Origin of the sequence: Actinoplanes sp. NPDC049668 (assembly GCF_044465445.1) — a bacterium.
In the GTDB taxonomy this organism is placed as follows: domain Bacteria; phylum Actinomycetota; class Actinomycetes; order Mycobacteriales; family Micromonosporaceae; genus Actinoplanes.
Genome location: NZ_JBITLR010000003.1, coordinates 234345 through 258807, shown reverse-complemented (window position 1 = coordinate 258807; position 24463 = coordinate 234345). Strand labels below are relative to the sequence as shown.

Genomic DNA, 24463 nt, shown 5'->3' with positions numbered 1-24463 from the left:
GTGTGAGGCAATTTACCGTGCCAGCAGGGCATGGGCACCCTGTGTGATGGCATCTTCCCCGATCAGGACATGTTGCGCTGCCGGACCCAGCGGAACAAGGGAGTCCGCGGCGGCGATCCGGCGGACCGCGCCGACGAATCCGCCGTCTACCAGGGCCGCGAGGATGCCCTCGCCGACGCCGCCGGAGCGCCTGGTCTCGTCCACGATCAGGACCCGGCCGGTGGCCGAGGCCTCCCTGACCAGGTCGGCGGCCGGCAGCGGGGACAACCAGCGCAGGTCGACCACCCTCGAGCCGTAGCCCTCCGCGGCCAGGCGGGCCGCGACCCGCAGGGACATCCGTACGCCGTTTCCGAACGTCAGGATCGTCAGGTTGTCCGCGGAGCCGACCGGGTAGGTGCGTGCCCGGCCGATGGGCATGTGGCCGCCGGTCCAGTCGGCCGGGCCGGCGTACGGCGCCAGCCATTCGTTGTCGCCACCCTCGTACAGGTCGCGGGTGTGGTAGAGGGCGATCGGCTCGAGGAAGACGCAGACGCTGCCGTCCACGGCCGCCGCGGCCAGGCAGGAGCGCAGCATCGCGGCCGCGTCCGCGGGGCGGGCCGGCACGGCGAGCACCAGGCCCGGGATGTCGCGCAGCACCGCCACCGAGTTGTCGTTGTGGAAGTGCCCGCCGAAGCCCTGCTGGTAGGCGAGGCCGGCGACGCGGACGACCATCGGGTTGCGGAACGCGCCCCGGGAGAAGAATCCCATGGTGGCCGCCTCGCCGCGCAGCTGGTCCTCGGCGTTGTGCAGGTACGCCAGGTACTGGATCTCCGGGATCGGCAGCATCCCGGCCAGGCCGGCGCCCAGGGCGAGGCCCAGGATCGACGTCTCGTCGAGCAGGGTGTCGAAGACGCGGTCGGCGCCGAAGCGGTCGGCCAGGTTCTTCGTGACGCCGTACACGCCGCCCTTGGCGGCCACGTCCTCGCCGAACAGGATCGCGCCGGGCTCGGCGAGCAGCGCGTCGGTGAGGGTGGCGTTGATGGTCTGCGCGAGGGTGAGGGGGCCGCCCTGCTCCGGCAGCCGGCCGCCGAAGGCCTTGAGCCGGGCGGCCGAGCCCGGTCCGGCGGCCCGGTCGGCCGCGTCGGCGACGCCGCGGGCCGCGCGCAGGGGGCGGCGCGGCGCCAGCGGGGCGACGATCTCGCCCGCGCTGGCCAGTTTCGGCTCGCCGAGCACCTCCTCGGCGACCTTGCGCACCTGCCAGCCGACCTCGTCGTAGCGGGCGATCAGCTCCTCCGGGGTGGCGGAGCCGCTCTCGACGAGCAGGCGGGCGGTGCCGGCCAGCGGGTCGCGGGCCAGGTCGCGGGAGATCTCCTCGGCGTTGCGGTACGCGACCTCGGCGTCCGCGCCGGCGTGGCCCATGAGCCGGACCATGCTCAGGTGCAGCACGGCGGGGCGGCGCTGCTCGCGTACCCAGTCGGCGGCCTCGCGGGCGGCGTCGTAGGTGGCGGCGGCGTCGCAGCCGTCCGCCTCGAAGTAGCGGATGCCGGGGCGGGCGCGCAGCGCCGCCGCGGTCCAGCCCTCGGGCGACGGGACGCTGATGCCGTACCCGTTGTCCTCGCAGACCAGCAGCAGCGGGAGCCGCTGGCCGGCGTGGTCGTACCAGCCGGCCGCGTTGAAGGCCGCGGTCGCGCTGGCGTGGTTGACCGAGGCGTCGCCGAAGGAGGCGACCGCGAGGGCGTCGGCGGGCCAGGGTGTACGAAGGTTGCGTGCGATGCCGAAGGCGAGGCCGACGGCCCGGGGCAGGTGCGAGGCGACCGTCGAGGTGGTCGGGATGATCTGCAGGTCGGCGCGGCCGAAGACCTTGTGCCGGCCGCCGGCGATCGGCTCGGCGGCCGAGGCGACCACGCCGCGCAGCACGTCGCGGGCGGCCTCGATCAGCGGGTCCTTCTCGGACTCTTCGTCGCCCACGAGGCCGACCTGGAAGGCGCGGACACAGTAGAACGCGCCGGAGCGGTAGTGCAGCAGCGCCGGGTCGTCGGGGCGCAGCGCGGCGGCGACGGCCGCGTTTCCCTCGTGGCCGGACGACCCGATCGTGTAGAAGCCCTCGTTGAAGCTGCGCAGCCAGCGTGCGGCGAGGTCGAGGTGCCGGCTGGCGAGCTGTGCGTCGAAGAGTTCTCTGGTCTGGGCCACGGTCAGGGCGGTGCCGTCACGGACCGGTTCGTCGGGCGTTCGCCGCGGCTCGCCCGGCTGCAGTGCCGAGACGGCGTCGCGGAAGCGCTCGTCGAGGTTTTGCGGGGTGGTCACGCGATCCAGCATTGCCGACGGTGGCCAGCACCGCCACCGCGCGTGGTGTCGGTTCCCTTCACCCGTAAGACCTGCGGCCCGGGGGTGAGGTGTGCCGGAAACGCCGCGGAACGGCCGGATCCGGTGGTGGAGTCGGCGGTATGGCGGTGGTCGGTCGGGTCGCGCAGTGCGCCTGCTGGTTCGTGGTGGTGTGCGTTTTCTTCCTCGCCCTGGATCTCTTCACCTAGAGTCCCGTCATGGACACCACCGTGATCACCGTGCGGACCGGGGACCGGCCCGCCGTCCTGGACATCACGGGCGAGGCCGAACGGTTCGTCAGCGGGCGCGGCGACGGCCTCCTGCACGTCTTCGTGCCGCACGCCACCGCCGGGGTCGCCATCATCGAGACCGGCGCCGGGTCGGACGACGACCTGCTGACCGCGATCGACGACGTGTTGCCGGCCGAGGACCGGTGGCGGCACCGGCACGGGTCGCGCGGGCACGGCCGCGATCACGTGCTGCCCGCCTGGATCGCGCCGTACGCCTCACTCCCCGTCATCGGGGGGCGCATCGCGCTCGGCACCTGGCAGTCGATCTGTCTCGTCGACACCAACGGCGACAACCCGCAGCGGCAGGTCCGGTTCAGCTTTCTGGCAGGTTGACGCGAAGTTACTGGTCAGTACCTGTGTCGAGCGTCGCGAACGAGCGCGGTAGGCGTGACGCCAGCCACCGGCAGGGGGCAGGATGGACCTATTCCCGTGCGGTTCACACGATGAGCGCACGGCCCGACACCGACCTAGAGGAATGCCTGTGGCCACGGAACGCAAGCGCCCGGTGATCAGCGACGGCCTGCCGAGCCAGCTTCCGGACATCGACCCCGAGGAAACCAGCGAGTGGGTCGAGTCGCTCGACGGAGTCATCGACGACGGCGGCGCCAAGCGCGCACGCTACGTGATGTTGCGGCTGCTCGAACGGGCCCGGGAGCGGCAGGTGGGTGTCCCGCCCCTGACGTCGACGGACTACATAAACACGATCTCGCCGGAGCGCGAGCCCTGGTTCCCCGGTGACGAGTTCATCGAGCGGCGCATCCGCGCCTACATCCGGTGGAACGCCGCGATGCTGGTGCACCGCGCGCAGCGGCCCGAGATCGGCGTCGGCGGCCACATCTCCACCTACGCGTCGTCCGCCAGCCTCTACGAGGTCGGCATGAACCACTTCTTCCGCGGCAAGGACCACCCCGGCGGCGGCGACCACATCTTCTTCCAGGGACACGCCTCCCCGGGCATGTACGCGCGCGCCTTCCTCGAGGGCCGGCTCGGCGAGCACGACCTGGACGGCTTCCGCCAGGAGCTGTCGCACCCGGGCGGCGGGCTGCCGTCCTACCCGCACCCGCGCCTGATGAGCAACTTCTGGGAGTTCCCGACGGTCAGCATGGGCCTCGGCCCGCTGAACGCGATCTACCAGGCCCGCTACAACCGCTACCTGCACAACCGCGGCATCAAGGACACCAGCGACCAGCACGTATGGGCCTTCCTCGGCGACGGCGAGATGGACGAGGTCGAGTCGCTCGGCGCGATCGGCCTGGCGGCCCGCGAGGAGCTCGACAACCTGACCTTCGTCATCAACTGCAACCTGCAGCGCCTCGACGGCCCGGTGCGCGGCAACGGCAAGGTCATCCAGGAGCTGGAGGCGTTCTTCCGCGGCGCCGGCTGGAACGTCATCAAGGTCGTCTGGGGCCGCGAGTGGGACCCGCTGCTCGCCGCTGACAGCGACGGCGCCCTGGTCAACCTGATGAACGTCACGCCCGACGGCGACTACCAGACATACAAGGGCGAATCGGGCGCGTACGTCCGGGAGAACTTCTTCGGCCGGGACCCGCGCACCCGCAAGCTGGTCGAGGGCATGACCGACGACCAGATCTGGAACCTCAAGCGCGGCGGCCACGACTACAAGAAGCTGTACGCGGCCTACAAGGCGGCCACCGAGCACACCGGCCAGCCCACCGTGATCCTCGCCAAGACGATCAAGGGCTGGACCCTCGGCTCGCACTTCGAGGCCCGCAACGCCACGCACCAGATGAAGAAGCTGACCCTGGACGACCTCAAGCAGTTCCGGGACCGGCTCTACCTGGACATCCCGGACGCCAAGCTCGAGGAGAACCCGTACCTGCCGCCGTACTTCCACCCCGGTGAGAAGTCCGACGAGCTGCAGTACATGCTGGATCGTCGCAAGGAGCTCGGCGGCTTCGTGCCGAGCCGGCGCACCAAGCACAAGTCGCTGGCGATCCCGGACTCGAAGACCTTCGGCGATGTCAAGCGCGGCTCCGGCAAGCAGAAGGTCGCCACCACGATGGCCTTCGTCCGGCTGCTCAAGGACCTGATGCGCGACAAGGAGTTCGGGTCCCGCTGGGTGCCGATCATCCCGGACGAGGCGCGCACGTTCGGCATGGACTCGCTCTTCCCGACGAAGAAGATCTACTCGCCGCACGGCCAGACGTACACGTCGGTCGACCGGGAGCTCTTCCTCTCCTACAAGGAAGCGACGAACGGCCAGATCCTGCACGAGGGCATCAACGAGGCCGGCTCGACCGCCAGCTTCATCGCGGCCGGCACCTCGTACGCGACGCACGACGAGCCGATGATCCCGCTGTACATCTTCTACTCGATGTTCGGCTTCCAGCGCACCGCCGACGAGCTGTGGGCGGCCGCGGACCAGATGACCCGCGGCTTCCTGCTCGGCGCCACCGCCGGGCGGACCACGCTCAACGGCGAGGGCCTGCAGCACGAGGACGGGCACTCGCTGCTGATCGCGGCGACGAACCCGGCCGTGGTCGCCTACGACCCGGCGTTCGCGTTCGAGATCGCGCACATCGTCGAGAACGGCCTGCACCGGATGTACGGCGAGCAGCAGGAGAACGTCTTCTACTACCTGACGATCTACAACGAGCCGATCCTGCAGCCGGCCGAGCCGGCCGAGGTCGACGTCGAGGGCCTGCTCAAGGGCATCTACCGGTACGCGCCGGCGCCGGAGGCCTCCGGCCCGAAGGCGCAGCTGCTCGCGTCCGGCACGGGCGTGCAGTGGGCGCTCAAGGCGCAGCAGCTGCTGGCGCAGGACTGGGGCGTCGCCGCGGACGTGTGGTCGGTGACGTCCTGGACGGAGCTGCGCCGCGACGCCATGGAGACCGAGGAGCACAACCTGCTCAATCCGGGCGACCAGCCGCGCCGGCCGTACATCCAGGCCAAGCTCGAGGGCACCGAGGGGCCGGTCGTCGCGGTCAGCGACTGGATGCGGGCGGTGCCCGACCTGATCAGCCGCTGGGTGCCGAACGACTACACGTCGCTGGGCACGGACGGCTTCGGCATGAGCGACACCCGGCACGCGCTGCGCCGGCACTTCCACGTGGACGCGGAGTCGATCACGGTGGCCACGCTGCGCCAGCTGGCGCTGCGCGGCAAGGTGCCGATGCACGTTCCGGTGGAGGCCGCGAAGAAGTACGCGATCGACGACGTCACGGCCGCCCCGGTCGGCGAGACCGGCGGCGACAGCTGACCGACGGCCTGTGAAAGAGGGGAGCCCGGGTGGGCTCCCCTCTTTCGTGTCCGGCCTCGGCCGGGAGGGCCCTTCCCGCGGAGACCCCGATCCCTTAAGGTCCGAGGATCTTTCGCGTTCTCCCCGGGGGTGCCATGAGCGTCACGCAGGGCACGCCGGCCGCGCTGGCCGAGCCGATGGTGCCGGTACGGCGCTCCTGGATCGGCCTGCTCTTCGCGGCGAACCTCGGCCTCTGGATGGCGTTCTTCACGCCGGTGCAGATTCTGCTGCCCGAGCAGATCACCGAGATCGGCGTCGCCGGCAAGGAGGCGGCGCTCGGCTGGGTGACCGCGCTGGGCGCGCTGGTCGCGATCATCGTCAACCCGGCGGCGGGCGCGCTCTCCGACCGGACCCGGCTGCGGATCGGCGGACGGGCGTACGGGCGCCGGCACGTGTGGACCCTCGCCGGCGCCGCCATCTCCTGCCTGTCGCTGCTGGCCCTCGCCGAGCAGCGGAACATCCTCGGCGTGGCGCTCGGCTGGGCGGGCGCACAGGTCGGGCTCAACATCATGCTGGCCTCGCTGACCGCCGCCGTCCCGGACCGGGTGCCGGTCGGCCAGCGCGGCGCGGTCTCCGGCTGGATCGGCATGCCGCAGGCGCTCGGCCTGGTGCTCGGCGCGGTGCTGTGCACCGCGGTCGTCACCGGCGTCGCCTCCGGGTACGTGGTCATGGCCCTGCTCCTGGTCGCGCTCGCCGTGCCGTTCGCGCTGCTGACGCCCGACGACCCGCTGCCGGCGGAGGTGCGGCGGCCGAGCTCGCGGACCAACATCTGGCGCCTGTTCCGCGACAACCCCGACTTCGCCTGGGCCTGGGGCACCCGGTTCCTGGTGCAGCTCGGCAACGCGCTCGGCACCCTGTTCCTGCTGTACTTCCTCACCGACCGGGTCAAGCTCGCCAACCCGGACGAGGGCCTGCTGATCATGATCCTGCTGTACACGCTGGGCATGGTGGCGACCGCGGTGATCGGCGGGCGGCTGTCGGACCGGTCCGGCCGGCGCAAGATCTTCGTGGTCTGGTCCGGCGTGGTCATCGCGGTCGCGGCCCTGCTGCTGGCGATCTGGCCGACCTGGCCGGTCGCGCTGGTCGGCTCGGTGCTGCTCGGCGCGGGTTACGGCGTCTACCTGGCGGTGGACAACGCGCTCATCACGCAGGTGCTGCCGGCCGCGGTGGACCGGGGCAAGGACCTCGGGATCATCAACATCGCGACGGCGGCCCCGCAGGTGCTCGGCCCGGCGATCGCGGCGCCGCTGGTCACCCACCTGGGTGGCTATCCGACCCTGTACGCGCTGACGGCGGTCGTGACGCTGCTCGGCGCGGTCATGGTGGTCCGCATCCGTGCGGTCCCCTAGCGAGGACCGCACGGAGTCACGCGGTTACGCGGGTAGCACCCAGCGCTGGTTCGCGCCGGCGAAGCAGTCCCAGATCTGCAGGCGGGTGCCGTTGGCCGAGCTGTTGTTCGACGCGTCCAGGCATCGACCGGAGGCCGGGTTGCGCAGCGTGCCGTTGCTCTGCGCCTGCCACTGCTGCGCGCCGGTGCCGTTGCAGTCGTACAGCTGCACCAGCGAGCCGTTCGCCGTGCCGGCGGCCGCGATGTCCAGGCACTTGCCCAGCGCCCGCAGCGTGCCGTCGGTGGCCACCGTCCAGGTCTGCGCGGCCGTGTTGTTGCAGTCGTAGAGCTGCACCGCGGTGCCGTTGGCCGACGAGGCCGCGGCGACGTCGACGCACTTGCCGGCGATGCCGGTGATCCGGCCGGTGCGCCCGGAGGGCGGGTTCGTCGGCGGTGTGGTCGGCCCGCCGCCGGTCGCGGTCGTGTAGATCGCGCTGACCAGCGAGTTCGCGCCGGTCGCGTCCTGGGAGAGCTCCCAGTTCATCATGCCGCCGGCGTTCGCCATCGCCCACTGGGTCTTGCGGCGGATCGTCGGCAGGCCGTTGTAGCACTCGTTGACGCCGCCGATGGTGGCGCAGTCCTGGTTGGCGAACGCCGGGTTGGTGGCGACGATCTGCGCGTACGTCCGGTAGCCGGGCCGGCTGTAGAACGGCACGCCGAGCACCGCCTTGGCGGCCGGCAGGCCGCGGCTCTTCCAGAAGTTGACGCTGGCGATCGACCAGTCGTAGTTGGCGTGCGGGCTGCCGCCGTCGTACGCCATGATGTTGAGCCAGTCGACCATGCCGAAGACGGCGGGCTGCACGCCGTTCGCGGTGCCGCCCTCGGAGACGACCGCGGCGGTGAGCAGCTTGCCCCGGCCGTGCAGCGCGGTGCTGAGCTGCTGCATCAGGGCCGTGTAGTTGTTGGCGGAGGCGCCGGGGTCGGGGTACTCCCAGTCGATGTCGACGCCGTCCAGGTTGTACTGGGTGACCAGGCCGAGCACGGCGTTGACGAAGGTGGTGCGTGCGCCGGCGTTGCCGGCGAGCGCCTCGAACGCGGAGTCGTTCCCGTCGTTCCAGCCGCCGAGCGCGAGCCCGACCTTGACGTTGTTCTGGTGGCCGAGCGTGACCAGCGACGTCAGCTTGCCCGGGTCCGGCACCGCCTGCAGGGTGCCGTTGGAGTTCGGCAGCACGAACGCGTAGTTGATGTGCGTCAGCTTGCCGTACTGGATGCTGTTGACGTTGCCCGCCCACGACGGCTGGTAGCCGACGCTCTTGAAGTTGCCGGGCAGGACGGCCGCCTCGGAGCTGCCCTGCAGGGCGACCGTGCCGGCGGCGGCCAGGACGGCCGCGAGCGCTGCCGCGGCCAGTTGTCGTCTCATGGGGAACCTCTCTGTCCGGCGTCGGGGACGCCGTCGGGGATGACATCGAGCGGTTAAATATTAAGAAGATTAACTAATAGTCGTCAATATACGACGTGATAAAAGGTCGCTGACAAAGACCTCGACGAGCGCCGTAGGCTGGGCGGGTGACAGTTCGCGTACGCTTCGCCCCTTCTCCGACCGGAATGTTCCACGTCGGCGGCGCCCGTTCGGCGCTGCAGAACTGGATCGTCGCCCAGCAGACGGGCGGCGTCTTCGTCTTGCGCATCGAGGACACCGATGCCGCCCGCAACCGTCCCGAGTGGACCGAGGGCATCATCTCGGCGCTCGACTGGATCGGCATCGAACGCGGCACCTACGAGGGCCCCTACTACCAGTCGACGTACGCCGATGAACACACCGCCGCCGCGACCCGCCTCTACGCCGAGGGCCGCGCGTACTACTGCGGCTGCTCCCGCGAGGACGCGGTCGCCCGCTCGGGCAACAAGCACACCGGCTACGACGGCTTCTGCCGCGACCGGGGCCTCGGCCCCGGCGAGGGCCGGGCGCTGCGGTTCCGCACGCCCGACGAGGGCAACACTGTGGTCGTCGACCTGGTCCGCGGCGAGCCGACCTTCGAGAACAAGCTGATCGAGGACTTCATCATCGCCCGCAGCGACGGCTCGGCCGTCTTCCTGCTGGCCAACGTCGTCGACGACATGACCATGGGCATCACCCACGTGATCCGCGCCGAGGAGCACCTGCCCAACACCCCGAAGCAGCAACTGCTCTGGGAGGCGCTCGGCGTCAAGCCGCCGGTCTGGGCGCACGTACCGGTCATCGTCAACGAGAAGCGGCAGAAGCTCTCCAAGCGGCGCGACAAGGTCGCGCTCGAGTCCTACCGCGACGAGGGTTACCTCGCCGCCGCGATGCGCAACTACCTGATGCTGCTCGGCTGGGCGCCCTCCGGCGACCGCGAGATCGTGCCGTGGTCGGTCGTCGAGGAGGAGTTCAAGCTCGCGGAGGTCAGCCACTCCCCCGCGTTCTTCGACGTGAAGAAGCTGCGGGCGTTCAACGGCGACTACATCCGCGCCCTGGACGCCGAGGAGTTCGCCGCGGTGTGCGCGCCCTGGCTGGGCGGCACCGACACGATCCCCGCGCCGCCGTGGGACCCGGCGGTGTTCGACCCGGCCGTCTTCGCCGCGGTGGCGCCGCTGGCGCAGACCCGCATCGCGGTGCTCGGCGAGATCGTCGAGTACGTCGACTTCCTCTTCCTCGACGAGCCGGTCTCCGACGAGCAGTCGTGGAACAAGGCGATGAAGGAGGGCGCCGCCGACATCCTCGACGCCGCCGCCGCGGCGTTCGCGGAGCAGCCCGACTGGTCGGCCGATCCGCTGAAGGCGGCCCTCGAGCGGGTCGGCGAGGAGCGCGGGCTCAAGCTGGGCAAGACCCAGGCACCGGTACGCGTCGCCGCGACCGGGCGCACCGTCGGCCTGCCCCTGTTCGAGTCGCTCGAGGTGCTGGGCCGGGAGCGGACGCTCGCCCGGCTGGCCGCGGCCCGCGCCAAGCTGGGCTGACCGACCGTTTAGTACGCGCGCGCCAGATTTGTCCGGCGCGCGCGTACTCCACCGGACAACGTCTTGACCAGCCCCGCCGTCCTATGGGGTAGGAACGTCAGCAGCACGGGTGACCGCGCCCGGCGGAACTTGCGACGCCTAGGTACTATTCGGCCGCTGCTCGGCGTCCGTCCTCGCCACCGCAACCGATCCCAGATAGCTCCAATTCGTCCCGGCCCGAGATGCGGCCGAGACCATCTGAGGGAAAGCTGTGAGGACGGCACCACCAGCGCGCAGATTTTCATCCACGGGGGCGGGGAGGCCGGACGGTGGTTCAAGGGGTGATCGCCCGATTTCTATCGGCGGCCGGTGTCCTTGCAGCAGGTTTCGCACTAAGCATCAGTCTGGCCCCCGCACCGGGGTGGGCCGCACCGAAGGCGCCGGCCAAGCCGACCGCGGTGCAGATCGTCGGAGACTTCCCCGCCCAGAAGATCGTCGTGCAGCAGGCCGAGCGGGACGACCTGTTCAACCGGCTGCTGAGTGAGGTCAACTGGCTGGCGAGCACGCCGCCGACCACCTCGCGGCCCAAGGCCGACAAGATGGGCCCGAAGTTCGTCGTGACCGTCCTGGTCAAGGACAAGGCGACCCAGGTCTACGACCTCTACCCCAACGCCGCCGGCGGCCCCCGGGCATACCGGCCGGCCAAGCAGCCGACCGGCAAGAAGCAGTCCGGCTGGTTTTACGGCCGCCTGACCATGTCGGAGTCGCTGCGCCTGAGCGGGGTTCCGCTGAAGGCCAAGCCGGACGTGGTCAGCGGCGGCATCGGCGGCGGCATCGGCGAGGACGTCGAGGCGGCCGAGATGGACCCGGTCGAGAACGTCAACCACGTCCTGGCCGACTTCCGCCGGCTCTTCCTGCTCAACACGGCGGTGCTCGTCGTCATCCTGCTCGGCCTGGCCGGGATCGCCTACCTGATCCGCCGCCGGGTCTGACCGGTAGCCGCCCGGGCCGCGGTCAATCGCTCGGGCGGACCGGGAACTTCAGGATCGGGCAGGACGGCGCCGGGCGGTTGCACCGCTCGCCCACCCCGAACGCGTCCGGCAGATGCGGGTCGGTGGCGACCGCCTCAGCCTCCGCCATGGTCAGCGGCGGCTCGCCCGCCGCCGCGCTGCCGGTGCCGCGCTCGCCGGTGGCCATGACCGCCACGGTCCGGCCGTCCACCGGCCGGCGGGCGATCACCTGGTTCACCTGCCAGTCGACATCGTCGGTGGTGGAGTAGCGGGCGTACTCGACGCCGGCCGCGGTCCGGTCCGGTAGGGCGCAGGCGCTCGGGTCGGCGCTGACCGGCAGGCAGAGCCCGGCCTCCGCGTCGAAGACGGCCACCTCCACCATGCCCCGCGGCGCGCCGGACCGGTCGTGCACCGCGTACCGCCGCCAGCCCGGGCCCGACGCCGGCTCCGGCGGCACGATCGTGTAGCCCTTGGCGTCGATCGGCGGCGCCAGCTTCGCCAGGACCGGGTCGAGGACGCCCGAGGGGCGCGGCTGGGGCACGGGCACCGCGGCGGTCGTCGGCAGCTTGGGGCCGGGCAGCAGGAGCGTCGTGGCGGTGTACCCGAGCAGGACGACGATGACTATCGTGGCGACGCCGGCGAGCACGAGGACCCAGGCGCTGCGGCGGTGCAGCCGATCGGCGCGCGCGACGATGTCGGCGGTGACGTCGTCGCCGGGCAGCGGCTCGCTCTCGCAGGCCCGCTGCAGTACGTCGGTCAGCAGGGCGCTCATCGCGTGCCGGCCGGGTGCGCGGTCGCGAGCAGCGACGCGAAGGCGCCGAGCCCTTCGGCCTCCAGGGCCAGGACCCGGCCGTCGTCGAGGTCGAGGACGGCGGCGGTCTCGTCGATGGCCAGGCCGCAGAAGTGGCGCAGCACCAGCACCGCCCGGCAGCGCGGCGTGAGGCCGTGCAGCGCGTCGAGGACCAGCACGGTGTGCGCGTCGCCGCCGGCCTCGCCGTCCGCGGGGGCGACGAAGACCCGCCTGCGGCGCCCGCGCGGCTTCTTGACGCCGGCCATCAGGTCCGCGTACGTCCAGAGGTCCGGGTCGCCGGCGTCGGCCTCGTTGAGATACCGCGCCAGCGTGGCCCGGGTGAGGTCGTCGGCCCGCGCCCAGTCGCCGCACATCAGGAACGCCGCACGGCGAAGATGGACGTAGCGCTGGGTGACGTACCCATCGGACATATCTCTTTATAGGCCACTACCGCGCGCGGTCGCCGCGGAACCGGCTCAGCCAACGCCTACGGTGACCTCCACCAGCCGGACCAGGTCGTCGAGGTCCGCGTCGAACTCGGCGGCGTCGTCGTCATGCTCGGCGGCGTCGTCGGCGGGCAGGCCGCCGGTCACCTCCCCGACGGTGTACCCGAGCAGGAACGCGCAGATCATCCGGGTCTGCCGCGGCACCTGCTCCGCGGGCACGCCCGCGTCGTGCAGGCAGCCCCGCAGGGCGGCGGTCAGCCAGGACGCCGAGGCGCCGGCGGAGGGGCGGTTCAGCAGCAGCGGGTACGCGCCGGGATGTGCGCGGGAGAGCGCCCGCACCGCCCGGCCCAGCGCCCGGAGCCGCTGGCGCCAGTCGATGCCGGCCGGGTCCTCGCCGTACCCCGTGCCGAGCTCCAGGTGCAGCAGGTCGACCAGCCCGTCGAGCAGAGCGTCCTTGCCGCCGACGTACGGATAGAGCGCCATCGAGGTGAGCCCGACCCGTTCCGCGACGGCGCGCATGGACATGGCGCCGAGGCCCTGTTCGTCGACGAGAGCCAGGGCCTGGTCGAGGATGAGCCGTCTCTTGTCGTCCACCCGTTCACGGTGTCGGGACGGGGGCGCCGACGTCACGGAACGCGCGCGCCACACCGCAGGCAGTCACTCAACCGAGTGAGATCAGCACCAGCGGCCCGGCGGGCGGCCGCGGCCCGCGGCGCGGCGGCGCGGGCGGACCGCGCCGTGCAGATGTGCGCCGGCCCAGCCGCGAAGCTCGGTGCGGCAGCCGACCCGGTGCGGGACCTCACCGGCCGGTTCGACGGCGAGTGGGGTGAGCGACTCCTCCGCGGCCGCCTGCTCCGCGTCGGCGCACAGTTGGCCGTCCTCGCGCTCCGTCATCACTGCCTCCTTCCCTGCCGGTCTTCGTTACCCCGGTCTCATCGGCACCTCGGCGCCCGGTATTACCTCCCGAACGGGCGTTTACGGCGCACTAGGACGACACACTGCCAGGTCACCGACCGAAATCGGGGCCGAGGCGCACCGCTATTACGGACAAATTTCCCAAAAGGTACAGAATTGAGATGTACGCGTGACCGCGCGGAACGGTACAACCTCGAGGCCCGCTCTGACCACGGCGAACAGGATCGTGACAGGCTGGGCCGGTGGCGAAGCCAGCGAAAACACCGGGCGCGGGCCGGCGGGCGCCACTGGCCGCCACGCTGCGCCGCGTCGAGGGCCGCGCCGGCGCCCTCGCCACCGCCAGCGTCGCCCGGATGGACGAGACCCTGCCGTGGTTCCGGGCGCTGCCCGCCGACCAGCGCTCCTGGGTGATGCTCGTGGCGCAGGCCGGCGTGCGCTCGCTGGTGGAGTGGCTGCGCTCCGGCGGCACCGCGGCCGGCACCCAGGAGATCTCCGACGAGGTCTTCGCCGCCGCGCCGCGCGCGCTGGCCCGCGCGATCACGCTGACCCAGACCGTGCAGCTGGTCAAGGTCACCATCGACGTCGCCGAGTCCGAGGTGGCCAGCCTCGCCGCCGCGGGCGAGGAGGAGGCCCTCGCGACGGCCATCCTCAAGTTCTCCCGGGAGATCGCCTTCTCCGCGGCCCGGGTGTACGCCCGCGCCGCCGAGTCCCGGGGCGCCTGGGACGCCCGGCTGCAGGCGCTGCTGGTCGACGCCCTGCTGCGCGGCGACTCCTCCGACGTGCTCGCCAGCCGGGCCGCCGCGCTCGGCTGGGCGGACGCGCCGCCCGTCGCGGTGGTCGTCGGGCGCTCCCCCGGCGGCGACATCACCGCGGTGCTGCACAGCGTCTACCGGGCGGCCCGGCGCGCCCGGGTCGAGGTGATCGGCGGGGTGCACGGCGACCGGCTCGTCATCGTCATGGGCGGGGCCGCCCACCCGCTCGCCACCGCCGGGCAGCTCGCGGCCAGCTTCGGCGAGGGGCCGATCGTGGTCGGGCCGGCCGTACCGTCGCTGGACCATGCCACCGAGTCGGCCCGGGCCGCCCTGGCCGGTTTCCGGGCCGCGCCCGCCTGGCCCGGCGCGCCGAACCCGGTCGCCGCCGACGACCTGCTGCCGGAGCGCGCCCTGGCCGGGGACTCCGAGGCCCGGCGGGCGCTGCGGCACGACGCGTACGGCGCGGTCGTCCGGGCCGGCGGCGGGCTACTGGAGACGCTGGACGCGTTCTTCGCCGCCGGCGGGGTGCTGGAGAGCGCGGCCCGCGAGCTGTTCGTGCACCCGAACACCGTGCGGTACCGGCTCCGGCGGGTCGCCGAGGTGACCGGACTGTCCCCGCTGGACGGGCGGGACGCGTTCGCGCTGCGGCTCGCGCTGGCCATCGGCCGGCTCGACCCTGCGAGCTAAATCACTGCCGGTCCGGACCCTGACTGAAAGATCGTTAAGTGCCTTGAGGTGCCACTAATTCACCCCAAAACAGGACATTTTTCGGGAGTGTTTGTAGGAAACCTACAACGTCGGTCGTAGGGTTTGGTGGCGCGCAGCAACCCCGCAACGCGCCGCCATCGGGAAGAGTCAGCAACGTGCTCGCAGTTCTCTCACCCGGCCAGGGCTCCCAGAAGCCCGGCTTCCTCTCCTCGTGGCTCGACCTTCCCGGCGCCGAGGCCCGCCTCCGCTGGTGGTCGGCGCTCGCCGGCGTCGATCTGATCCACCTCGGCACCGCCGCCGACGCCGACGAGATCAAGGACACCGCGCGCACCCAGCCCCTGCTCGTCGCCGCCGCCCTGCTCGCCGCCGAGCACCTGCCGATGTACGACGTCGGCCTGGTCGCCGGCCACAGCGTCGGCGAGCTGGGCGCCGCCGCCCTCGCCGGCGTGCTGCCGGCCGAGGCCGCGATCACCCTGGCCGGGGTCCGCGGCCGCGAGATGGCCGCCGCCTGCGCGCTCAAGCCGACCGGCATGAGCGCGGTACTCGGCGGCGACCCCGACGAGGTGCTCGCCGCGATCGAGAAGCACGGGCTGCACGCGGCGAACCGCAACGGCGCCGGCCAGATCGTCGCCGCCGGCGCGCTGGAGGACCTCGCCAAGTTCGCCGCCGAGCCGCCTACCAAGGCGCGGATCATCAGCCTGTCGGTCGCCGGCGCGTTCCACACGCCGTACATGGCGCCCGCCGAGCGGGCACTGGGCGCGGTGGCCGGCGGCGTCACCGTCGCCGACCCGGGCCGCATCCTGCTGTCCAACCTGGACGGCGCGGCCGTCATCCACGGCCGGGAGATGCTGCAGCGCCTGGTCCGCCAGGTCACCGCCGGAGTCCGCTGGGACCTGGTGATGCGGAACCTGCGCGACCTCGGCGTCACCGGCGTCATCGAGTTGCCGCCGGCCGGCACCCTGGCCGGCCTGGTAAAACGCGAGCTCAAGGGCGACGGTGCCCCGGAGATCGTCACGCTGAACACGCCGGACGACCTGGCCGCCGCCCGCGACCTGATCGCCCGGCACGGCACGGTCTCCACTCACGAGCCGACCCCTCTCTTCCGGGTCGTGGTGGCGCCCAGCGCCGGTGTGTTCCGGCCCGCCGACGGCCTGGACGAGGGCGCCGACGTGCGTACCGGTCAGGTGGTCGGCCAGGTGGTGACCCGCCAGGGCCCGGTCGAGATCGCCGCGCACGGCGCCGGCGTGCTCACCGAGTGGCTGGCCCGCCACGACGACCCGGTGGCCCCCGGCCAGCCGGTCGCCCGCATCGGCGGACTGCTCCAGTGAGTGTGGTCCAGTCCGTCGCGATCGAAGGAGCAGCACGATGAACGCGGGTTCCCGCATCGTCTCGATGGGCCACTACCAGCCCTCGCGCGTGATCACCAATGACGACCTCGCGGAGATCGTCCAGACCAACGACGCGTGGATCCGGGACCGGGTCGGCATCGCCGAGCGCCGCGTCGCGGACGCCGAGTCCGTCGCCGACATGGCCACCTTCGCCGCCGAGAAGGCCCTGGCCGGCTCCGGGCTCACCGCCGCCGACATCGACATGGTGGTCGTGGCGACCTGCTCGTCGATCGACCGCTGCCCGAACGTGGCCAGCCGGGTCGCCGCCCGGCTGGGCATCGCCGCGCCGGCCGCGATGGACGTGAACACGGCCTGCTCCGGCTTCTCGTACGCGCTGGGCACGGTCGACCACGCCATCCGCGCGGGCGCCAGCCGCAACGCCATCGTCATCGGCGCGGAGAAGCTGTCCGACGTCACCGACTGGACCGACCGCACCACCGCCGTGCTGTTCGGCGACGGCGCGGGCGCGGCCGTGGTCTCGGCCTCCGCCGACGGCGAGAAGCCCGGCGTCGGCCCGGTGCTGTGGGGCTCGGCGCCGGAGAAGGGCGACGTGCTGCGGATCGAGGGCTGGCAGCCCTACATCCAGCAGGAGGGCCAGAGCGTGTTCCGGTGGGCGACCACCGCGCTGGCCCCGTTCGCGCTGCAGGCCTGCGAGCGCGCCGGCGTCCGCCCGGACGAGCTCGCGGCGTTCGTGCCGCACCAGGCCAACACCCGCATCATCGACGGCATCGTGAAGCGGCTCGGCCTCGGGCCGAACGTCGTCGTCGCCAAGGACCTGATCGAATCCGGTAACACCTCCGCGGCGAGCGTGCCGCTGGCCCTGTCCAAGCTCGTCGAGCGACGCGAGGTGCCCTCGGGCTCCCCGGTCCTGCTCTTCGGCTTCGGCGGCGGCCTCACCTACGCGGGACAGGTTGTCCGCTGCCCGTGACCGGGCTGAGAACTGTCCGCGAGTACCCCCACCATCGAAAGGAACCCACCACAATGGCAACCCGCGCTGAGATCACCTCCGGCCTCGCCGAGATCCTCGAGGAGGTCGCCGGGGTGAACCCGGACGACGTCGCCGAGGAGAAGTCCTTCACCGACGACCTGGACGTCGACTCGCTGTCCATGGTCGAGGTCGTGGTGGCCGCCGAGGAGAAGTTCGGCGTCAAGATCCCCGACAACGAGGTGCAGAACCTCAAGACCGTCGGCGACGCCGTTTCCTTCATCGAGGCGAACCACTGACATGAGCAGAACAGACGTCGTCGTCACCGGGCTCGGCGCGACGACCCCGCTTGGCGGGGACGTCGCGTCCACCTGGGACGCAATGCTGGCCGGCCGCTCCGGGGTGGGACCACTCACCCAGGAGTGGGCCGCGCAGTTGCCCGTCCGCATCGCCGCCCAGCTCGCCGTCGAGCCCTCCGAGGTCATCGAACGCGTCAAGCTGCGCCGGCTCGACCGCTCCGAGGCGATCGCGCTGATCGCCGGCCACCAGGCCTGGGCCGACAGCGGCCTCAAGGACTCCGGTCTCGACCCCGAGCGGCTCGCCGTCAGCTTCGGCAGCGGCATCGGCGGCGCGCAGACCCTGCTGGCCCAGGACGACATCCTGGAGGCCTCCGGGCCGCGCCGGGTCAGCCCGCACACCGTGCCGATGCTGATGCCCAACGGCCCCGCCGCCTGGGTCGGCCTCGAGCTCGGCGCGCAGGCCGGCGTCCACTCGATGGCCAGCGCCTGCGCCACCGGCGCCGAGGCGATCTCGCTCGGCCTGGACCTCATCCGCTCCGGCCGGGCCGACGTGGTCATGGCCGGCGGCACCGAGGCCGTGATCCACCCGCTGCCGATCGCCGGCTTCGCCTCGATGCGGGCCATGTCCGCCCGCAACGACGCGCCCGAGAAGGCCTCCCGCCCGTGGGACAAGGGCCGCGACGGCTTCGTGCTCGGCGAGGGTGCCGGCGCGGTCGTGCTCGAGCGCGCCGACCACGCCGCCGCCCGCGGCGCCCGGGTGTACGCCCGGCTCGCCGGCGCCGGCATCACCTCCGACGGCTACGACATCGTGCAGCCGCACCCCGAGGGCGCGGGCGCGATCCGGGCCATCACCAAGGCGCTCGCCGACGCGGGCGTGTCCAAGTCCGACATCGTGCACGTCAACGCGCATGCCACCTCCACGCCGGTCGGTGACATGGCCGAGATCGCCGCGCTGCGGGCCGCCATCGGCAACCACCCCGTCCTCACCTCGACCAAGTCGATGTCCGGGCACCTGCTCGGCGCGGCCGGCGCGCTGGAGTCGATCGCCACGATCCTGGCGATCCGCGACAGCGTCGTTCCGCCGACGATCAACCTGGACGACCCGGACGACGCCCTGGACATGGACGTCGCGGCGCACAAGGCGCGACCGCTCGAGATCCCTGCCGCGCTGAACAACTCATTCGGCTTCGGCGGCCACAACGTGGCCCTGGTCTTCACCCGTGCGTGACCATCCGGCCGAATCGGAGTACGCCGTGACCATGACCTCGGAACCGCCCGTCGACGTCGACCACCGAGATCCGGAACGGCGGCTGCGGGCGGTCTTCGACGCCGGCTCGCTGCGCCTGCTCGCGCCGCGGGACGACTCGGGCGTGCTGTGGGCGCGCGGCGAGGTCGACGGCACGCCCGCGATCGCCTTCGCCACCGACGCCACCCGGATGGGTGGCGCCATGGGCGTCGAGGGCTGCCAGCACGTCGTCGACGCGATCGACACGGCGGTCCGCGAGCGGGTACCGGTGCTCGGCCTCTGGCACTCCGGCGGCGCCCGGCTGGCCGAGGGTGTCGTCGCCCTGGACGCCGTCGGCGGAGTGTTCGCGGCGATGGTGCGCGCCTCCGGGCGCGTGCCGCAGATCTCCGTGGTGCTCGGCCCGGCGGCCGGCGGCGCCGCGTACGGGCCGGCGCTGACCGACATCGTGATCATGAGCAAGGCCGGCCGGATCTTCGTGACCGGGCCCGAGGTGGTCCGCAGCGTCACCGGCGAACAGGTCGACATGGAGCGCCTCGGCGGTCCCGAGCCGCACGGCCGCCGCTCCGGCGTCGTGCACATCACCACCAAGGACGACGAGAGCGCGCTGGCGCAGGCCCGCCGGCTCACCGTCCTGCTGGGCCGCCAGGGCCGGCTCACCCCGGCGGACGTCGCCGAGGGCGCCGCGGCGGACCACGACCTGACCGGGTCGATGCCGGCCGAGGCCAACCGGGCGTACGACGTGAAGCCGGTGGTCCGCGCCCTGCTCGACGAGCCGGGCGTCGAGCTGCACGCCAAGTGGGCGCCGAACATCTCCACCACCCTGGGCCGCTTCGGCGGTCGCACGGTGGGTGTCATCGCCAACAACCCGCTGCGCCTCGGCGGCTGCCTCGACGCGTCCAGCGCCGAGAAGGCGGCGCGGTTCGTGCGGATGTGCGACTCGCTGGGCGTACCGCTGATCGTGCTGGTCGACGTGCCCGGCTACCTGCCCGGCCTCGGCCAGGAGTGGGACGGCGTGGTGCGCCGCGGTGCCAAGCTGCTGCACGCTTTCGCCGAGGCGGTCGTGCCGCGGGTGACGCTGGTGACCCGCAAGGCGTACGGCGGCGCGTACATCGCGATGAACTCACGCTCCCTGGGCGCCACGGCCGTGTTCGCCTGGCCGAACGCCGAGATCGCGGTCATGGGCGCGAGCGCGGCGGTGAACATCCTGAACCGCAAGCAGCTCGCGGCGGCGCCGCAGGAGGGCCGCGAGGCGCTGCGCGAGGCGCTGATCCAGGAGCAGCTGAAGACGGCGGGCGGCGTCACCCGCGCGCTGGAGATCGGCGTGGTCGACGACGTGATCACGCCGGAGGAGACCCGCCGGCGCATCGCCGAGGCCCTGGCCGCGGCGCCGGCCGGCCGCGGCGCGCACGGCAACATCCCACTCTGACCCGCAAACGATGAAGGGGGCGTCCCGGCCGGGACGCCCCCTTCGCCGTACCGTCGATGATCGTCTTTGTGATGGATTGGTGACCGTCGGTACGGTGTGGCCCATGGTGGTGGGCCGGTGGGGCCGGATGCGCCGGTACGGGTTGTGGTCGGGCGTACCCGCGCTGGTGGCTGCCGTTGCGGGGTGGGCGGCACTGGCCGATGACAAGCACGGGTGGACGGTGATCGCGGCGGCGTTCGCGGGGGCGGTGGGCGCGTTCGGGCCGACGGTGACGGATCGGGTCGCGGCGGCCCGGGAGCGGCGGCAGGCCCGCGCGGGCGCGGTGGCCGTCGTGCGGGTAGCGGATCTACCGGTGTCGGTGACGCGGTTGCTGCGCCCGGACCAGCAGGTGGTGCCGTTCTTCGGCCGGGGTTGGGTGTTGCGGCAGCTGGAGATGTGGGCCGGCGACCGGGATGCGGTGGCGGTGCGGCTGCTGGTGGGTGCGGGTGGGGTGGGCAAGACCCGGCTGGCGCGGGAGCTCGCCGCACGGTTGGTGGGTTGGCGGTGTGAGTGGATCAGCCCGCACGCGGAGACGGAGACTGCCGGGTTGGTCGCGTCGGGCGGATTCGGACCGCGGTCGCTGCTGGTGCTGGATTACGCGGAGGCGCGGGACCGGGCGGCGGTAGCCGAGCTGTTGTGGGCGGCGCACCTGGCGGATCGGGTACGGGTGCTGTTGCTGGCGCGTTCGGCGGGGTTGTGGTGGGAGAGTCTGCCCGCGGCGTTCGACCGGCAGGCGCATCTCGTGGAGGCGATGACCACCGCGCCTGGTGTGCTGGTCGAGGTAGCAGCCCGGATCGACGATGCCCGCGACCCGAAAACGATCGTGACGGATGCGGCAACGGCGTTCGCGAAGAAGTTGCGCCGGCCTGCGCCGGTACTGGCTGGAATGCGGGCGTGGCCAGCGGAAACGCCGGTGTTGCGATTGCATGCGGACGCGCTGGTCGCGGTGCTGGACGGGGCACACCGCCAGGGTGAATACGACGTGCTGGGTGAGGTGCTGGGGCATGAGAGCCGGTATTGGCGGTTCACGGCGCGGCGGGCCGGGTTGTTCGGCATCAGTGATGATCTGACGATCGACGGTGTATTGCGGCAGGTGGTGGGGATCTCCGCGCTGATGGGTGCGGACAGCCGGGCCGAGGTTGAGCAGGTGGTTCGGCGGGCGCCGCTGTTGGCGGATGCGGACGCGGCGAGGGTCGCGGGGTTCGTGTCGTGGTTGTCCGGGCTGTACCCGGCGGGGCAGGGGTCCGTGCTGGGCGTGGTGCAGCCGGATCTGTTGGCGGAGTCCCTCGCGGCGCGGGTGTTGACCGAGTGCGGCGTGCAGGAACGGACGCGGGTGTTGTCCGGGTTGAGTGCCGCTCAGGCGGTGCGGGTGTTGACGGTGCTGGGCCGGGCACGGGTGCACCAGACCGGCGTGGATGCGTTGATCGATGCGGCGCTCGGGGTGGACGTACCGGGCATGGTGGAAGCGGTCATCGAAGTGGGCGTGCAGTTCCCGGGGCTGTTCACGTCCCGGCTGGTGGCGCTGCTGGCGGATGCGACCATCGAGCACGGCTGGGCGCGACAGACAGCGAAGCGGGTGCCGTATCCCTCACTGGAACTCGGCCAGCTCGCACTCGAGTTGACCACGCACATCGTCACCGGGTTCCCCGCCGATGCCTCGCTCCCCGATCAGGCGCACTGGACCACCTGGCACGCGCTGCGGCTGGCCAAGGCAGGGCGGCGGGCCGACGCGCTGATCGCCAGTCGGGAAGCGGTCGGCCTCTACCGGGAGTTGGCCAAGCTCAACCGCGACGCCCACCTGCACAACCTCGCCACGTCGGTGAGCAACCACGCGGTCAGGTTGGCCGAGGCAGGCCGATGGGCCGAGGCGCTGACCGCCAGCCAGGAAGCACTCGACCTGCGGCGGGAGTTGGCCGAGCTCAACCGCGACGCCTACCTACCCAACCTCGCCAAGTCGGTGAACAACCACGCGATCATGCTGGCCGAGGCAGGCCGACGGGCCGAGGCGCTAACCGCCAGCCAGGAAGCACTCGACCTGCGGCGGGAGTTGGCCGAGCTCAACCGCGACGCCTACCTACCCAACCTCGCCACGTCGGTGAACAACCACGCGAACCGGTTGGCCGAGGCGGGCCGACAGGCCGAGGCGCTGACTGCCAGCCAAGAAGCCGTCGACCTGCGCCGAGAACTGACCACGCTCAACCGGGACGCCTACCTACCCAACCTCGCCACGTCGGTGAACAACCACGCGATCATGCTGGCCGAGGCGGGCCGACGGGCCGAGGCGCTGACTGCCAGCCAAGAAGCCGTCGACCTGCGCCGAGAACTGACCAGGCTCAACCGCGACGCCTACCTACCCAACCTCGCCACGTCGTTGTGCAACATGGGTTCCATCGCCCTCAAAGTCGGTTGTGTCACCAACGACGTCGTTGCCTTGACCGCGGAAGGTGTCCGCTACTTCGAGACTCTCGCAGCCTCTGACCCGGCAGCCTTTGCATCACGACACCGGGCGGCGGCAAAGACTCTCGCCGAACTGCGCCGAAACCCTGCCCAACGCCCGAATCCCGCTGCAGGCGGAACAGCGGCCAGCTGAGCCGGTGACCGCGCCACTCATCCCGTCGGCCGCCGGGCGTTATCGCCGGATCATTTGACGCAGGCGCTGCGGGGCAGGCTGCCCACCTGCACCGGGGACCGGCCCGGGGCCGGCGCCTTGCCGGCCAGCACGTTCGCCAGGGCGGCCAGGGCGAGTGGGCTCGACGAGTACGTGGCCAGCAGGGTCGGCGACCGCGAGTCCGCCAGCAGGTACGGCGCGTCCATCATGACCGTGATCGCCGCGTCCATGCTCAGGTCGGTCCGCCGGTCGCCGTACCCGACCAGGTGCACGACCGTGCCGCCCGCGGCCTGCACCCGCACGCCGGCCGCCTGCAGCGCCTTGACGAGCCCGACCCGCGCCGCCTCCCGGCCGCCGGAGGCGCTCACCGTGACCGCGCCGCCGGCCAGCGGGCCGGTGCAGGCGCCCCGGAAGATGGTGACCGCGGCCGCGTTCGCGTCGTAGACGACCGTCTGGTGCGCGGCCGAGGCCACTGTGGAGAGTTCCGGCTGCGGCTGGGCGCCGCCCCGGAACTTCAGCGTCAGGATCCGGGTGGCCGCCTCGACGAGCCGCTCGCGCTTGAGGGTGCCGTTACCGAGCGCGGCCAGGATGCCGTCCCGGGCGCCGGCCAGGTTCGGCGGCATGAGCAGCAGGTCGTTGCCCGCGTTCAGGGCGCGCACGGCCGCCTCGCCGGCCGGCCACTTCATCGCCGGCGGCATGTTCATCGCGTCGGTGATCGCGACGCCGGTGAACTTCAGTTCGGTCCGAAGCAGGTCCGTCATGATCTTGTGGGAGAAGGTCGCGGCCACGCCCTTGTCGATGGCCTGGACGTCGAGGTGACCGGACATCACCACGCCGGCGCCCGCGTTGATGCCCGCGGCGAACGGCGGCAGGTCCTCGGCGGCCAGCTGCGCCTTCGTCTGCGCGACCACCGGCAGACCGTCGTGGCTGTCGCCGGTCGTGTGCCCGTGCCCCGGAAAATGCTTGAGGGCCGCCGATATCCCGGCACCTTGTATGCCGCGGACGGCCGCCTGCACCTGCGCGGAGTTCGCCTTCGGGTCGGCGCCGAACGAGCGGGAGCCGATCACCGAGCTGCCCTTGGGCCCGAGCGTGTCGGCGACCGGCGCCAGGTCGAGGTTGACGCCCATCGCCGCCAGTTCCTCGCCCGCGGCGCGCCAGGCGGCCTCGGTCAGCTCCGGCCGGCCGGCGGCGCCGAAGGCCATCGCGGACGGCAGCAGCGTCACGCCCTGCCGGATCCGGGTGACCACGCCGTACTCCTGGTCGGTGCCGATCAGCAGCGGCGCGCCGCCGGGCAGCTGGGCCGCGGCCCGCTGCAGCCCGTCGGTCAGGCCGCGGACCTGCTTGGGGTTCTCCACGTTCGTCGCCGGGTTGGTGGCGCCGGTCGGGTCGTCGGGCGTGAAGCCGACCAGGATCAGGCCGCCGAGCCGGAACTTCGTGATCATCTCGGCGGGGGTGTTGACGCCGGCGATGTTCTGGTTGCCCGCGGCGGCGGTCTTGTCGACCCGGTCGGCCGTGTCGCCGTACGCGTAGGGCATCAGGACCTGGCCGGCCAGGTCCGCGTCGGTGAAGGCGGCGACCGCGGCCCGCGCCAGGGCGGCGGGGTCGCCGGTCGGGCGCGGCGGGACGCTCGCCGACGGCGGGACGGCCTGGTGGGACGCCGGGCCGGGTGCCGGCGCCGGCGGTGCCGGCGGCGCGTCGTTGCCGCAACCCACCAACATCGCCAGGGGTACGGACACAGCCATACGGAGCGCCCAATTCACAGCCGCCATTGGATCAGCT

At 72.1% G+C, this 24463-nt stretch carries 18 protein-coding genes and 1 pseudogene; 12 read left to right on the top strand and 7 right to left on the bottom strand.

Translation table 11 applies throughout. The annotated features are described in order from the left end of the window. Nucleotides 1-12: 12 nt before the first annotated feature. Nucleotides 13-2157, bottom strand: a pseudogene (locus tag ACIBSW_RS13810) (thiamine pyrophosphate-dependent enzyme); the annotation flags it as partial. Between the two features lie 362 nt (nt 2158-2519). On the opposite strand from ACIBSW_RS13810, the gene ACIBSW_RS13805 reads away from it, so the two are divergent. The 3 genes from ACIBSW_RS13805 (at nt 2520) to ACIBSW_RS13795 (ending at nt 7199) form a co-directional block, all read left to right on the top strand. Continuing rightward, nucleotides 2520-2924, top strand: coding sequence for a YjbQ family protein (locus tag ACIBSW_RS13805; protein WP_354719294.1), 405 nt, complete (start codon nt 2520-2522; stop codon nt 2922-2924). Nucleotides 2925-3072: 148 nt separating this feature from the next. Continuing rightward, a complete protein-coding gene (aceE, locus tag ACIBSW_RS13800) occupies nt 3073-5811 on the top strand; it encodes a pyruvate dehydrogenase (acetyl-transferring), homodimeric type (protein ID WP_354719293.1) in 2739 nt (912 codons plus the stop codon). 134 nt (nt 5812-5945) lie between these two features. After that, nucleotides 5946-7199, top strand: coding sequence for an MFS transporter (locus tag ACIBSW_RS13795; RefSeq protein ID WP_354719291.1), 1254 nt, complete (start codon nt 5946-5948; stop codon nt 7197-7199). Between the two features lie 24 nt (nt 7200-7223). On the opposite strand, the gene ACIBSW_RS13790 is transcribed toward ACIBSW_RS13795, so the two are convergent. Further along, nucleotides 7224-8597, bottom strand: a complete 1374-nt coding sequence (locus ACIBSW_RS13790; RefSeq protein WP_354719289.1) for a glycosyl hydrolase family 18 protein — start codon at nt 8595-8597, stop codon at nt 7224-7226. A gap of 146 nt (nt 8598-8743) precedes the next feature. Between ACIBSW_RS13790 and gltX the strand changes: the two genes are divergently transcribed. Together gltX and ACIBSW_RS13780 are read left to right on the top strand one after the other, a co-directional pair. Continuing rightward, the gene (gene gltX / locus ACIBSW_RS13785; RefSeq protein WP_354719287.1) at nt 8744-10153 is read left to right on the top strand and encodes a glutamate--tRNA ligase; all 1410 of its coding nucleotides are present in this window, start codon (nt 8744-8746) and stop codon (nt 10151-10153) included. Nucleotides 10154-10590: 437 nt separating this feature from the next. Next, the gene (locus ACIBSW_RS13780; protein WP_354719285.1) at nt 10591-11124 is read left to right on the top strand and encodes a hypothetical protein; all 534 of its coding nucleotides are present in this window, start codon (nt 10591-10593) and stop codon (nt 11122-11124) included. A gap of 22 nt (nt 11125-11146) precedes the next feature. On the opposite strand, the gene ACIBSW_RS13775 is transcribed toward ACIBSW_RS13780, so the two are convergent. The 4 genes from ACIBSW_RS13775 to ACIBSW_RS13760 all read right to left on the bottom strand — a co-directional run bounded on the left by ACIBSW_RS13775 (nt 11147) and on the right by ACIBSW_RS13760 (nt 13272). Next, the gene (locus ACIBSW_RS13775) at nt 11147-11914 is read right to left on the bottom strand and encodes a hypothetical protein (protein ID WP_354719283.1); all 768 of its coding nucleotides are present in this window, start codon (nt 11912-11914) and stop codon (nt 11147-11149) included. Next, a complete protein-coding gene (locus ACIBSW_RS13770) occupies nt 11911-12363 on the bottom strand; it encodes a sigma factor-like helix-turn-helix DNA-binding protein (RefSeq protein WP_354719281.1) in 453 nt (150 codons plus the stop codon). Before ACIBSW_RS13770 ends, ACIBSW_RS13775 begins: the two co-directional genes overlap by 4 nt. Nucleotides 12364-12408: 45 nt before the next feature. Beyond that, a complete protein-coding gene (locus ACIBSW_RS13765) occupies nt 12409-12972 on the bottom strand; it encodes a TetR/AcrR family transcriptional regulator (protein WP_354719280.1) in 564 nt (187 codons plus the stop codon). Nucleotides 12973-13053: 81 nt separating this feature from the next. Next, nucleotides 13054-13272: a hypothetical protein gene (locus ACIBSW_RS13760; RefSeq protein ID WP_354719378.1), complete on the bottom strand. Its 219-nt coding sequence runs from the start codon at nt 13270-13272 to the stop codon at nt 13054-13056. Between the two features lie 263 nt (nt 13273-13535). Between ACIBSW_RS13760 and ACIBSW_RS13755 the strand changes: the two genes are divergently transcribed. The 7 genes from ACIBSW_RS13755 to ACIBSW_RS13725 all read left to right on the top strand — a co-directional run bounded on the left by ACIBSW_RS13755 (nt 13536) and on the right by ACIBSW_RS13725 (nt 22666). Then, the gene (locus tag ACIBSW_RS13755; RefSeq protein ID WP_354719278.1) at nt 13536-14732 is read left to right on the top strand and encodes a helix-turn-helix domain-containing protein; all 1197 of its coding nucleotides are present in this window, start codon (nt 13536-13538) and stop codon (nt 14730-14732) included. Nucleotides 14733-14908: 176 nt separating this feature from the next. Beyond that, nucleotides 14909-16081 (top strand): acyltransferase domain-containing protein, encoded by a 1173-nt coding sequence (locus ACIBSW_RS13750; RefSeq protein ID WP_354719276.1) that lies wholly within the window; start codon nt 14909-14911, stop codon nt 16079-16081. 37 nt (nt 16082-16118) lie between these two features. After that, nucleotides 16119-17069, top strand: coding sequence for a beta-ketoacyl-ACP synthase III (locus ACIBSW_RS13745; protein WP_354719275.1), 951 nt, complete (start codon nt 16119-16121; stop codon nt 17067-17069). A 53-nt stretch (nt 17070-17122) separates the two neighbouring features. Continuing rightward, nucleotides 17123-17365: an acyl carrier protein gene (locus ACIBSW_RS13740; RefSeq protein ID WP_023359558.1), complete on the top strand. Its 243-nt coding sequence runs from the start codon at nt 17123-17125 to the stop codon at nt 17363-17365. A 1-nt stretch (nt 17366) separates the two neighbouring features. Beyond that, the gene (fabF, locus tag ACIBSW_RS13735) at nt 17367-18593 is read left to right on the top strand and encodes a beta-ketoacyl-ACP synthase II (protein ID WP_354719272.1); all 1227 of its coding nucleotides are present in this window, start codon (nt 17367-17369) and stop codon (nt 18591-18593) included. A 31-nt stretch (nt 18594-18624) separates the two neighbouring features. Beyond that, entirely contained in the window at nt 18625-20037 is a 1413-nt protein-coding gene (locus ACIBSW_RS13730; RefSeq protein WP_354719370.1) for a carboxyl transferase domain-containing protein, read from the top strand. 79 nt (nt 20038-20116) lie between these two features. Beyond that, a complete protein-coding gene (locus tag ACIBSW_RS13725) occupies nt 20117-22666 on the top strand; it encodes a tetratricopeptide repeat protein (protein WP_354719270.1) in 2550 nt (849 codons plus the stop codon). Between the two features lie 50 nt (nt 22667-22716). On the opposite strand, the gene ACIBSW_RS13720 is transcribed toward ACIBSW_RS13725, so the two are convergent. Continuing rightward, complete coding sequence (locus ACIBSW_RS13720) at nt 22717-24426, bottom strand: glycoside hydrolase family 3 N-terminal domain-containing protein (RefSeq protein ID WP_354719268.1); 1710 nt, start codon at nt 24424-24426, stop codon at nt 22717-22719. Nucleotides 24427-24463: the final 37 nt, after the last annotated feature.